This window comes from Reticulibacter mediterranei, assembly GCF_016587455.1.
Genome location: NZ_BNJK01000001.1, coordinates 530,089 through 541,856, shown reverse-complemented (window position 1 = coordinate 541,856; position 11,768 = coordinate 530,089). Strand labels below are relative to the sequence as shown.

11 protein-coding genes and 1 pseudogene are annotated in these 11,768 nt (G+C 51.2%); 9 read left to right on the top strand and 3 right to left on the bottom strand.

Going from position 1 to position 11,768, the window contains the following annotated elements:
- The first annotated feature begins 42 nt into the window (after positions 1–42).
- From K3T83_RS02590 to K3T83_RS02580, 3 genes are all read left to right on the top strand, one after another.
- On the top strand, positions 43–1,326 hold the full coding sequence (locus K3T83_RS02590) for an ABC transporter substrate-binding protein (protein ID WP_220201421.1): 1,284 nt from the start codon (positions 43–45) through the stop codon (positions 1,324–1,326).
- A 478-nt stretch (positions 1,327–1,804) separates the two neighbouring features.
- Positions 1,805–2,737, top strand: a complete 933-nt coding sequence (locus tag K3T83_RS02585) for a carbohydrate ABC transporter permease (RefSeq protein ID WP_220201420.1) — start codon at positions 1,805–1,807, stop codon at positions 2,735–2,737.
- 13 nt (positions 2,738–2,750) lie between these two features.
- Positions 2,751–3,602 (top strand): carbohydrate ABC transporter permease, encoded by an 852-nt coding sequence (locus tag K3T83_RS02580; protein ID WP_220201419.1) that lies wholly within the window; start codon positions 2,751–2,753, stop codon positions 3,600–3,602.
- 237 nt (positions 3,603–3,839) lie between these two features.
- On the opposite strand, the gene K3T83_RS02575 is transcribed toward K3T83_RS02580, so the two are convergent.
- Positions 3,840–5,489 (bottom strand): WD40 repeat domain-containing protein, encoded by a 1,650-nt coding sequence (locus K3T83_RS02575; RefSeq protein WP_220201418.1) that lies wholly within the window; start codon positions 5,487–5,489, stop codon positions 3,840–3,842.
- A 260-nt stretch (positions 5,490–5,749) separates the two neighbouring features.
- Positions 5,750–5,943: pseudogene (locus K3T83_RS56110) on the bottom strand (IS6 family transposase); the annotation flags it as partial.
- Between the two features lie 107 nt (positions 5,944–6,050).
- Here K3T83_RS56110 and K3T83_RS02570 point away from each other — a divergent pair.
- From K3T83_RS02570 to K3T83_RS02555, 4 genes are read left to right on the top strand one after another with little or no spacing between them, the layout of a single operon-like run.
- Positions 6,051–6,392, top strand: a complete 342-nt coding sequence (locus K3T83_RS02570) for an ArsR/SmtB family transcription factor (protein WP_236064794.1) — start codon at positions 6,051–6,053, stop codon at positions 6,390–6,392.
- 27 nt (positions 6,393–6,419) lie between these two features.
- Positions 6,420–6,995: a dihydrofolate reductase family protein gene (locus K3T83_RS02565; RefSeq protein ID WP_220201417.1), complete on the top strand. Its 576-nt coding sequence runs from the start codon at positions 6,420–6,422 to the stop codon at positions 6,993–6,995.
- A 30-nt stretch (positions 6,996–7,025) separates the two neighbouring features.
- Complete coding sequence (locus tag K3T83_RS02560; protein ID WP_220201416.1) at positions 7,026–7,517, top strand: SRPBCC family protein; 492 nt, start codon at positions 7,026–7,028, stop codon at positions 7,515–7,517.
- 30 nt (positions 7,518–7,547) lie between these two features.
- The gene (locus tag K3T83_RS02555; RefSeq protein WP_220201415.1) at positions 7,548–8,108 is read left to right on the top strand and encodes a dihydrofolate reductase family protein; all 561 of its coding nucleotides are present in this window, start codon (positions 7,548–7,550) and stop codon (positions 8,106–8,108) included.
- Positions 8,109–8,936: 828 nt separating this feature from the next.
- Here the strand turns inward: K3T83_RS02555 and K3T83_RS02550 are convergent.
- A complete protein-coding gene (locus K3T83_RS02550; RefSeq protein WP_220201414.1) occupies positions 8,937–9,515 on the bottom strand; it encodes a TetR/AcrR family transcriptional regulator in 579 nt (192 codons plus the stop codon).
- Between the two features lie 943 nt (positions 9,516–10,458).
- Between K3T83_RS02550 and K3T83_RS02545 the strand changes: the two genes are divergently transcribed.
- Both K3T83_RS02545 and K3T83_RS02540 read left to right on the top strand, forming a co-directional pair.
- A complete protein-coding gene (locus tag K3T83_RS02545) occupies positions 10,459–11,199 on the top strand; it encodes a helix-turn-helix domain-containing protein (protein WP_236064793.1) in 741 nt (246 codons plus the stop codon).
- Between the two features lie 20 nt (positions 11,200–11,219).
- Entirely contained in the window at positions 11,220–11,762 is a 543-nt protein-coding gene (locus tag K3T83_RS02540) for a dihydrofolate reductase family protein (RefSeq protein ID WP_220201412.1), read from the top strand.
- Positions 11,763–11,768 lie beyond the last annotated feature (6 nt).

Here is an 11,768-nt window from a genome sequence, read left to right as displayed (position 1 = left end):
CCTGGTTAAAGCAAAAGGGAATACCCTCAGGAGGAGTATTCAATGAAGCAGCTCTCTCAAGCATTGATCGCTATTTTCACAACCGGCTGTCTACTGCTGGTGATAACAGGATGTGGAGGCACATCTGTCCAGAACTCGGCCCAACCTTACCAGGGCGTCCATCTGACATTCTCGCGCTGGGCGGGTCCAGATGCGAATGCGATGGCAAAAGTTCTCCCTGAATTTACCAAAGAGACGGGTATTCAGGTGACCATGGATGCCATTTCATATGACAACTTGCAGCAGAAACAGATTCTTGATTTCACCAGCCACACTGCAAACTACGATGTGCTCTGGGTGCCAGAGGTCTGGCTCCCGCAGTATGCGCAATCAGGTTGGCTTCAGCCTCTCCAGCAATACAGCAACGATCCTTCGCTGACCCCGGCTAATTTCGATCTCAACGATTTCATGCCTTCCGTTCTCCAAACCGGAAAATACAATGGAACACTTTACGCGTTACCCTCGTTTGTGCAAACTCCCATCCTGGTTTATCGGAAAGATCTTCTTCAGAGCGCACATCTCCCAGTTCCCGCTACCTGGAATGACGCGTTAAAAGATGCGCAGTACTTTAAACAGCATGGTATGGGTGGAATCGCCATGCCCGCAAAAAGTTCTGCCGATGGAACCGATGTGTGGGCATCATTCATGCGCTCGGCGGGAGGCGATTACTTTAACGCTCAGGGAGTATCAACAGTGAACTCCAGCGCGGGGGTAGCCGCCCTTCAGTATTGGAGCGATCTCTTGAAAACCGGGCCAACTGGCAGCCTCCAGTGGGAGTGGGATGATGTCAATGCTAATCTCCTGCATGGCAATGTCGCGATGGGCATCACCATTTCGGGGATCGCGAACCAATTTGTTGATCCTTCTCAGACAAAGTTTTCCAGCGACTTTGGATATCTCGCTCTGCCCTATAAAGACCAGTTATCAGGCACACTGGCATCCTGGAGTTGGGCTATGAATAAGGATAGCAAAAATCCCAAAGCTGCGTATCTTCTCATCAGTTATCTGACCAGTAAACGTGTTGCTCAGCAACTGGGTGAATTGGATGCTACCATCTCAGCAAGAGCTTCGCTCTTTACTGCTTCTGGTCTTGTCGCAAAACAACCCTGGCTTCCAGCCGTTCAGGATGCGCTAAAAAATGGGAAGACACAGCCTTTGATACCAGGAAGCGCTAAAATCTCTCAGATTATGCAGCGTCAGATTGCGCTGGTATCAAGCGGAAACCTCAGTTCCCAAACTGCTCTTAATCAGGCGCAACAGCAGATTACCCAGGCGATGAAGAGTTAGTATGCGAACCCACCTGCTGACTCACGCTCGAACTGCGACCGTATAACTTTTGCCTTCTGCTTTTTTCCTCTGCTAACGTAGAGGAGGTAAAGCAGTCTGGGAGATCAGTCACCAGATGATTGATCTCCCGGACTGGATGGTGTAGAGCAATCAGTCTTTGCCATCCAATCCCACGTGACCATCCAGAATGGTCGTCACAGGTTCTCTTCGGCAAAACTCATCATCTATGGCAGGGCTTTCCAATTCTCCCATCTAGCAGGAGTGCAGAGGGCGGCAGCCCTTTGCCAGGGTGCGGGGTGTCCCCGCAAAAACCTTTTTTCTTCTCTTTTGCGCGCCGCCGCAGGCGGCGCGCGAAGGAGGGAAGGAAACTGGGGACACCCCAGACCCCGGCAGGGAGACCCCTGCCCCCCTTTGAGCGGAGAACTGAAAAGCCCTGTCATCTATGGGCACCAGGCATAAAATAATGAGAAGGTATGCTATGATTGCAAAATCTACTCGCTCCTTGAAGGCGGTATCTCTGGCCCAAAAGGTAAGAACTCATCAGTTCGATCGACATCTTCTCCCTTATCTGATGCTTCTTCCGGCACTGCTCATTCTAATGGTCGTCATTGTCGGCCCTACGATCTATGCCATCATAATGAGTCTGCGCTCCTGGAATTTAACAGATCCAGAAGCTAGCCAGAAGTTCATCGGCTTTCAGAATTACCAGGCACTATTTGCTGATCAGTATTTCTGGAATGCGATCAAGACGTCCGGTATCTTTGCGGTCGGCGCGTGTGCAATAGAAATTGCGCTTGGTCTGGGGATGTCGCTCCTTCTGACAGAACTGCGTTTCTTGAAGAACGTTGTGAATGCGGCAATTCTCATCCCTTTGATGATTACACCTGTCGTTGTCGGATTAATCTGGCACTATATGTTTGATCCTTCAAATGGGGTTATCTACTATTTGCTCAGCTTTATTCCGAATGGAAGCCACTTTGGCGGCCTTACATCCACTGGAACAGCTCTTTTCTCTACCATGATCGTCGATACCTGGGAAATGACACCATTTGTTATTCTGGTGCTTCTGGCGGGTCTCTCTGCTCTCCCAGGTGAGCTGTATGAGGCGGTAAAGATCGATGGAGCTTCGCGCTGGCAATCGTTCTGGTACATCACCTTTCCCCTCTTGACCCCGGTGCTGTTGCTTACCATTCTCATTCGTTTCATGGATGCATTTCGTACATTCGATATGATCTACATTCTGACTGGTGGTGGACCAGGAATATCAACGGAGACCATGAGTTTGTATGACTTCAACACAGTCTTCAAGACCTTTCAACTCGGTTATGGTCTGGCGCTCTCAGTCGTGACGCTGCTAGTGCTTATTCTGCTTAGTTTGATCTTGATACGTTTAATTCGCGGAAGAATTTAGAAGGAGTCAGGAGATGCAGGCATCTGTGCAAACCTCGAAGTCGCATTCTTTTCGCTTCGAGCCAGTGGTACGTGGTCTGGTTATCGGTGCCTTCCTGGTCTGGACGTTAGGGCCGGTGGCGTTAATCGTTTTCACGTCTTTCAAAGATCCCATCGATATTTTTACAGGCGCTCCACGAATTATCTTTCAGCCAACGCTCAAGAACTATAGTAACGCAGTTTTGCACACCGATTTTCTGAGGTACTTTATGAATAGCGTTATTGTAGCCCTTTGTACCACAGCCTTTTCACTGCTTTTCGGGACCGCTGCGGCCTATAGCCTCTCACGGTTATCTATTCCAGGCGCCAGATTTGTCTCGCTAGGCATTCTCATCTGCCGCATGGTTCCATCGATTGCGCTGGTGCTTCCAATTTATGGCCTGATGCAGAACATATCTCTGCTGAACACTTACGCCGCTGCGATTATCGCTCATACAACCTTTAGCCTCCCTTTTGTGATCTGGATGATGCAGAGTTTCTTCGCAGATGTGATTGTTGAATTGGAGGAAGCTGCCCAGATTGATGGATGTTCGCGTTGGATGGTTTTTCTGCATATAGCTTTGCCGCTGGCTACACCAGCGCTGGCTGCAACTGCGGTTCTTTGCATTCTCTTTTCATGGAATGAATTCCTCTTTTCGGTCGTGTTGACCGGTGTGAATACCAGAACGCTGCCCGTGACCATCTTTAGTTTTGTCGGAGCTGAGTCGGTAGACTGGGGGGGAAGTAGTGCGGCTGCGACGGTGATTATGCTCCCAATGATTGTGCTGGGCTTGTTGGTACAAAAATACCTGGCCCGTGGACTCACATTAGGAGCCATCAAAGGATAGCACGTGATCATGCTATTTGCATGAAAAATAGTTATACGCATCTTATCCATATATGGACAGAACTATCTGGAGGAAAAATGGATGCCACCTTTCTCTATGGAGCACAGTTTTATCGGCCTCCCCATCCGCCGCGCCATATACGGGTGCGTGGTTATACCGATTGGCAGCAGGTTCTGCCGCCGACCCGACGGTGAGAAATGGTTTGGGTTTGCAGAGAAGTCTTCCCTCTCTGGGTCCCTATATGGTGGGACTCCAGATCTGGACCGTTTTATCTTCGCTGCTAGAAGCAATCCACATACCGTTGGGAGACCAGGCGGCTGCATCTACCGTATCTGTGTGGCCTCGATAAGCGAGGACGATGTCATTGCCCTGACCGTCGGTATTCCAGACCTGGATCGTCTTATCTGCGCTGCCAGAGGCGATACGCGTGCCGTCGGGGGACCAGGCAACTGTCTCTACACCACCTGAATGACCGATGTAGGTGAAGATCGGGTTGTCGTCGCTACTGGTGGCATTCCAGATCTGGACCATTTTGTCATCGCCCCCAGAGGCGATACGCGTGCCGTCGGGGGACCAGGCCACCGTAGAGAGAAATGATTTTTTCTCTGTAAGATCTGAATTCGTAGATGGCGAGGCATTATTATACGTCGAGATCAGGCTCCCATCTGCTGCATTCAATACCTGGATCGTCCCATCCAAATTGCCGATAGCAATCTTTTGGCTATCGGGGGACCAGGCGAGCGTTTCTACGCTAGTATCTACCATGTGACTAGAAGGGGGGGAGACACTCACACGCCTCCCATCACTGGCATTCCAGACCTGGACCGTTTTATCATCGCTACCGGAGGCAATCCACATGCCGTCGGGGGACCAGGCCACTGTATTCACACGATCTGTATGGCCCTGATAGACGAAAAGGATGCGACCATCGCTCGCGTTCCATACCTGAACAATTGAGGGTGAAGGTTTCAGCCCATAAGAGCGTGCGAGGCTTGTTGACAGCCCGCTCAGACTAAAGGCGATGCGTGTGCCATCAGGGGACCAGGCGACTGCGGTGACATCTCGCCCCGAGCTCTCTTCGCTGCCTTTAAAAAGAAAGAGACGCTTCCCGTCAGTTGCAGTCCATATATGGACTGTTCCATCAGTGCTGCCAGAGGCAATCAGCTTCCCGTCAGGGGACCAGGCAACCGTTCTCACTGGGTCCGAGTGACCCCGGTAGGAGATGGAGTGTGTAGTTCTCTTGCGCGCTTCTTGCCACCAGAGCACGTCGCCAGCGAGTAGAGCTACACTACCGCCAACAAAAATACCTGCGGTGGTCTGGGTAAGAATGCTCAATGCTCTCCGTCGTGGTACTGATAGCCATTGCACAAAGGAAAAGGAGAGATCAGCAGGATCATACTGGACCGAAAGGGTGGTTCCGCGAGGATAGGCGGCAAAGACATCTCCATGGTGAGGCGGCTTCTTCCAAAAAGACAGTGGTGCTCCTGTTTTTGGATCCGACCACGTGAGTTGCAGGAGGTAGGAGGTCTTCGCATCTGCGTCAAGCGACTCTTCCTCTTTCTGATCGGTCACCGTGGCAGAGACCTGAACTCCATATCTGGTAAGCCAGTTTTGTTTGCGCCTTCTCGCCTCCTCCCAGCAACGACCTCCTATTTTGAAAAAGCAACAACATAGACCGACGGAACAAATGCCAATGAAGACAGCACTATAGAGGGAGCGCATCAGTAATGGAACGCCTGGAAAAAATATCCAGGGTCCATCCTCAAGGAAGGAGGTGGAATTTATCCAGAAGGCGAGAAGCGCTCCTAGAGCAATCAATGCGACGAAAAAAACACCAAGGAGGAGGCGCCACTGAATAATCGTTTTCTCTCGCTGTTTATGATCCATTGTGAGCTTTTCCTGAGCTAAGAACGAACACTATGTGCAAACTGCTCGGGCCGCCTGCGGCGGACAGGTGATGATGAGGGAGGGCGGTAATCGCCTTTTTTTCTAGAACCCCATCATTTACTAGTTTACTCAGGTATTGCGCCTTCAGGCAAGGGTGGGGCTGTGTTAGAACTGAAAACACAGGAAGCAACAAAACGTGTTAGGACTTCTCACCTACAGAAAGGTGAAGCCACGAGCATCATGTCTTTCAATGCATCCAATCATTGACGAAACAGACCACGTCGGTCTGACAAAGAAACGTGTTGCGATATGGTGGTGCGAAAGCGAAAGAACTGGCGCACTTCTTCACATGCGCGGCAGAAGCGCGAAGCCGAGGTGAAGCTGCCAAACCCACGCATGGGAGAAGAGCGCTGCTGATCCCACATTGATCTTGTTCTAATCGATTGTTCAGATAGGAATGCGTGGTAAGAAGCCGTCTCCGTCTGCGTGAGCGTTTTAGATACTACCGGCCAACCGTATTTAAGTATTGACTTGATAAAGCAAATGGTTTATAATGTGTCCATGGATATGTTTGTTGCGCTCTCCGATCCGACACGACGGGCCATTTTAGAACTCCTTGCCAACTGCGGCGAACTCACTGCCACAGACATCTACGGGCACTTTCCTGTCAGCCCGCAGGCGGTCTCGCAGCACCTCAAGATCTTACGACGCGAGGCCAAACTGGTGGTGATGGAAAAACGCGCGCAGAGGCACCTGTACCGCCTCAATCCACAAACACTGTCTCAATTTGAAACATGGGTTCAGCAGACGAGACAGAGGTGGGAAGAGCGCTTTGAGGCACTGGATAAGGTGCTCGAACGGGAAAAACAGAAATGGGTGAAGAACGAACTAAAAAGTAGATGAGAGGATGAATATGCATACGGAGGACCCATGAGAAAAGTTCTTCTCAATATGACGATGACGCTTGATGGCTTCTTCTGCGGGCCAAACGGCGAGTTGGACTGGATGTCGCAGAAGCCGGACCAAGAGCTCAACGATGACATTGTTGCCTTCTTTCAAGAAGTTGATGATGGATTTGTTGGCTACCCGACTGCTTCCGGGATGATTCCCTACTGGCTGGGCGTCGCACAAAACCCTTCGGCACCTTCGGAAGAGCGTGCCATTGCGCAGGCCGTAAATAGATTACACACGTTTATTCTCTCGAACAGGGAAGAAAAACTCGAGTGGGAGAATACAAAGCAGCTTGTGGTAAAGAGCGATGACGAGCTAGTTGAAGCAGTACAAAAGATCAAGCAGCAGCCCGGAAAAGACCTGGCCGTGCCCGGCGGCATTCGCACCGCGCAAACGTTTGTACGCCTCGGTTTGGTTGATGAGTACGTGCTGACGGTTCATCCTGTCGTCATCGGCCAGGGGCAAAGTGTGTTTACCACTAAGGTCAATCTGGAGAGGGTTCGCGTGAAGACATACAAATCTGGCGTTATGCGCGTGTGTTACCGGCCACGCTAAGCAGTGGAGTTTGAAAGGAAGCAACGAGAAATGGCAGGCAAGAACAAAACAATCGTTACCGCAGAGCCAGGGAAACAGGAAATGATCATCACGCGCGAATTCGACGCGCCGCGTGAGCTGGTGTTTAAAGCCTTCACCGATCCAGAGCTTGTCCCGCAATGGTGGGGGCCGAGACGTCTTTCAACCCTGGTTGATAAGATGGACGTGCGATCTGGCGGCCTGTGGCGCTTTATCAATCAAGACCCTGACGGCAACGAATACGGCTTTCATGGAGTGTATCACGAAGTCTGCGCGCCCGAACGTATAATCGACACCTTTGAGTTCGAAGGGCTGCCGGAAGCAGGACATGTGTGCCTCGAAACGCTCACCCTGGAAGCCTTGCCCGGCGGCAGGACCAGGCTTACCGCTCAATCCGTCTTCCAGTCGGTTGCCGACCGTGATGGTGCGCTCCAGAGCGGCATGGAAGAAGGACTCAACGATTCTTATGCGCGCCTCACAGAGCTGCTGGAAACGATGAAGTAGCAGAGCATTCACAAAGATTGGAGAAACACTATGGGAAAAGTGACGTTTGGCCTTTCAATCTCGCTCGACGGCTTTATCGCCGATAAAAATGATAATGTCTCAGAAGTCTTCGCCTGGATGGGACGCGCTATGGAACATTTCTATGAGGTCATAGGCGATCAACTCAACGAGGGCGGCGTAGTGATTATGGGACACCGAAGCTTTCATCAGATTGAGAATGAGCAGGGGTGGATCATGCCTGATGGCACACCTCTTCCCGGCCCGGTGATTGTCTTGCAATCGCAAGCTCGCGAACCCCTCAAACAGGGCCAAACACAGTATTACTTTGTCACCGAGGGCATCGAGAGCGCGATTGCCAAAGCCAGGGAGCTTGCAGGCGAGAAAAATATTGCCCTGCACGGGGGAAGCTCCGTCCAACAGGCGCTTTCGGCGGGCCTGCTCGACGAAATCAATATGAGCGTGGCCCATGTCCTGCTGGGTGAGGGCGTGCGCCTCTTCGATCACCTTGGCTCAAAACCGATCCACCTGGAACATATTCGCACGCTTGAGACGCCGGGCGCCACCCATCTCTCGTTTCGTGTGGTGAAGTAAGACTGGCGCGCGTCTCTCTGAGAATGGAAAGGAGAAAACACGGACAGTGACTCCATCCATATTCAGGCAAAGACGCCCCCTTGAGGGATTGGTGGGCGATTGGGAGATGGAACTCTCCAATGCTGCTTTTCAAGAGCCAGAACCAGAGCAGTGATGCTCCTATGCTGATGACCAGAACCAGGTAGAGAAACGACCATCAGTCGAAGTGTTGGAAGCACGGGTCGCCGAACTCGAACGCTTCTGCGGGCAACTGGCGCTGGAGAACTCCGTGTTAAAAAAAGCGCTGCAACTGCTTCCGTCCACCAACGCCACGAAGTAATCAAAGAACTCCGGGAGCAGTTCCCTCAGATCTCTGTGCGAACCTTATGCCGTTGGCTTGGGATCAATCGTCGCTGGTATTACCACGCGCCAGTGGGCCTGTCGAGAGGAGGCAGAGGCGCCAGAGAAAGCTGATCTGACACTGATCTAAGAATGATCGCAAATTGATCGCAACAAAGTCGAGAAGTGGAGATCGTGTGAAGACCACGATAGTCCACGACCGTTGTACCTGTCTGTTGAGAGGTGGATGAACGTATCCGGGCGATCAGGATGTGACCAACACGCGTATGAGCTTTCAAGTTCAGCCTCCAGGTAGGATGGGCAGGAGATCCTGTAAGTGCTCAATTCGATTGATTTTAGCTCATCAATATAAGTTCAGTTTCTCCTTATTTGAATGGTATAGCGATAAATCGGGCTCCTACGGAAGAATGAAAGTTATTCGTACAAAATTTCCCGACGAAGTTAGGAATTGGTTAGATGACCAACCAATTTTATACACAAAAAAACGCTTTACGTGGTAGCTAGAAGTGCATCGATCATTTTCGAAAGAGTTCGATAAGCTCTTTCAACATCAAAATTGGGATCGACAAGATGTTGCAAAGCCAGGCCATCAAAGGTAGCAAGAAGAATAGCGGTGAGTGCCTCAACATCGATGTCGTGTCCTTGAGTAGCACTTTGTGCCACCTGACCGATTCCTTGCCGTCTATTTTCTAACAAAGACCTAACGACTGGTAGGAGCACAGGGTTACGCAAGCCGAGAGCAAACAGTTCATAGCGCAGACGATAGACTTCTGGTTCCTCAAACGTGCGGTGCAATGCGCCGGCAATCCCGGCTTTCCCGAGTTGATCGACAGGCAACTCCCGAAACAGGTGTTGCATACGTACCATGTAGCGAGACGAGATATCCTTGAGTACTTCGATCAAGAGATCATCTTTGCTAGCGAAGTAGTAGTGCAGCAGTCCCGGTGCTACACCAGCTTCGCGTGCAATCGCCTTGATAGTTGTCGCATCGTATCCCTGCCCCGCCAACACTCGATATGCAGCAGCTATAATCTGTTCGCGCGTCGTTGACGCTTTTTCCTTACTCACTGATAATCTCTCGCTATTTCCTGGTTGGAAGACCAACCAGGAAATAGTAACATAGAGAAGTGAAAAAATCAAGAGTATTTGATCTGATAAGTGACGGATTTTGCATGTAAATCTGTAAATCTCAACATTAAAATGGCCGTTCTGGTATAACTATTCTGATGGCCCACTCCACTCCTGAAGTGCCCTCATAGGCCAGTGGATAGAAACCACCTTCACCTATGCCAGCGACGGCGTAGTACATCAGCCGCCCAAGCTTTGGTCGTGTTTATCACCACATCATCTAGGCGCAATGGAAAGAGCGCTGGCCGCTGCTCTTCGATCCAGAATCGGGAATTTTCCCGATTTCCAGAAATGAGTTAGTTGCACCCCTCGTTTGAGCGATTGAAACCTGATTTCACTGAAAGACTACGAACACCGATATGAGTGGTAATGGGAGGTTTCGCGACTGAGCGATTGAATGCTTGGTCTGGATCGATTTGAGCATTCTGTAGATGATACGACAGCTCAGACAGAAGAAAGCAATACAGACCAAGCGAGGGAGCGCGTGACACGCCTCCTCGTTCTCGGCTCAATCTTCGCTCTCGCCTCTCCCTTCAACGAGGGAGATGCCCTGTCTCGACGTCCATCACGAGCCTGCCTCGCGCTTCTACAAGCATGTCATGAACAGTGACGAACTTGGCAAGTGACCCACTAACTCGCAATACACGTTCCCCAACAACTGCTCACGTCACGATCAAGCTCTTTGGCACCCCAGCACCTTTGCTGCTTTGTTCGGGTTGGCGACGGCTTACCCCTGCGCTTGTCGGCCACCGGATTCTTTCTTCTCGGACCCCTTCGCGGCTACGCGTGGCACCCCATAGTCAGAAGACCAGTCGCCCTTCTGCAATCAGCACCTTTGTGCTATCATGGGATGAAAATGCAGTCTGGAAACGGAAGGAAAAACATGATTATCATTGACTCTGAAAGGCTCTCGGACTCGCCTTTTGTCGAACGGATCTGGCGTAGCCATAGCGAAGGCACAACCCCGTTTCTCTCCATTGCCGTGAGCCGCTGCGAACTGGTGGTCACCAAACTGCATGGCAAGATGACGATGACCGTGCGAGGACCAGAGACCAAAGCCACGCCTCTTGGGGACAGTCCCTCTGATGGGGAGTGGTTTGGCATCCTCTTGAAGCTGGGTACGCATCTCACGCATCTGCCTCCCAGAAGTCTCATCGATACAGGGGTGACTCTCCCTGAAGCGACGAGGAACACCTTCTGGCTCTCTGGCTCTGCCTGGGAATTTCCTACCTACGAGAATGCGGAGATCTTTGTGAACCGGCTGGTGCGTGCCGGGTTGCTGGCTCACGATCCCCTCATCGAGGTTGCCTTGCAAGGGAAGATGAAAGATCTCTCGCTCCGCTCCGTCGAGTATCACTTCTTGCAGACAACCGGGGTCACCCAGAGCATGGCTCGCCAAATCGAACGTGTCCGCTATGCTACTCTTCTCTTGCAGCAAGGTGTCTCGATCCTTGATACCATTGAGCTGGCAGGGTATTACGATCAACCACATCTGACGAGATCACTTCAGCGTTTTATTGGTCAAACTCCTGCTCAACTGCTCCATCACAGCCGGCCCGAGCAGCTTTCGTTTTTGTACAAGACAACCCCTTTCCCTCATAGTAGACTCTTCCCTGTAACATGACAACACAAGGAGGATCTCTTATGAGAAAAATCGTCTCGGGTTTGTTTATTGCGCTTGATGGCGTTGTCCAAGCTCCTAATACCTGGCAAGAACACTTCGATGAAGATATGGGGGAAGCTCTGAACGCACAACTTGCGTCTCAGGACGCAGTGCTTCTAGGAAGAGTGACCTATGAAGAATGGGTCTCATACTGGCCGACCGTTACTGATGATCTCTTCGCCAACTATATTAATACCGTCCCCAAATATGTCGCCTCACACACGCTCAACAGCGTCGAGTGGAACAACTCGATCCTCCTCAAGGGCGATCTCGCCGAGGAGCTTGCTCGGCTCAAACAGCAGCCAGGCAAGAACATCGGCATCGCCGGGAGTCCTGGTCTGGTACACGCTCTCCTCCAACAGGATCTGCTCGATGAACTGATGCTCATGATCCACCCTGTGGTTGTGGGTAGCGGGAAACGACTTTTCAAAGATGGGGATGCCCTCAAAAGGATGAAACTCGTCTCCACAAAACCAACCAGGACGGGTACAGTGATCCTCACCTACCAACCGGTAAAGGGATAGAGACCT

Bases quoted from the DNA above. Each gene is read 5' to 3' on its own strand.
- K3T83_RS02555 (WP_220201415.1), top strand. From the start codon at position 7,548: ATGGGAAAAGTGACGTTTGGCCTTTCAATCTCGCTCGACGGCTTTATC.
- K3T83_RS02575 (WP_220201418.1), bottom strand. From the start codon at position 5,489: ATGGATCATAAACAGCGAGAGAAAACGATTATTCAGTGGCGCCTCCTC.
- K3T83_RS02590 (WP_220201421.1), top strand. From the start codon at position 43: ATGAAGCAGCTCTCTCAAGCATTGATCGCTATTTTCACAACCGGCTGT.
- K3T83_RS02560 (WP_220201416.1), top strand. From the start codon at position 7,026: ATGGCAGGCAAGAACAAAACAATCGTTACCGCAGAGCCAGGGAAACAG.
- K3T83_RS02545 (WP_236064793.1), top strand. From the start codon at position 10,459: ATGATTATCATTGACTCTGAAAGGCTCTCGGACTCGCCTTTTGTCGAA.
- K3T83_RS02540 (WP_220201412.1), top strand. From the start codon at position 11,220: ATGAGAAAAATCGTCTCGGGTTTGTTTATTGCGCTTGATGGCGTTGTC.
- K3T83_RS02580 (WP_220201419.1), top strand. From the start codon at position 2,751: ATGCAGGCATCTGTGCAAACCTCGAAGTCGCATTCTTTTCGCTTCGAG.
- K3T83_RS02565 (WP_220201417.1), top strand. From the start codon at position 6,420: ATGAGAAAAGTTCTTCTCAATATGACGATGACGCTTGATGGCTTCTTC.
- K3T83_RS02585 (WP_220201420.1), top strand. From the start codon at position 1,805: ATGATTGCAAAATCTACTCGCTCCTTGAAGGCGGTATCTCTGGCCCAA.
- K3T83_RS02570 (WP_236064794.1), top strand. From the start codon at position 6,051: ATGGATATGTTTGTTGCGCTCTCCGATCCGACACGACGGGCCATTTTA.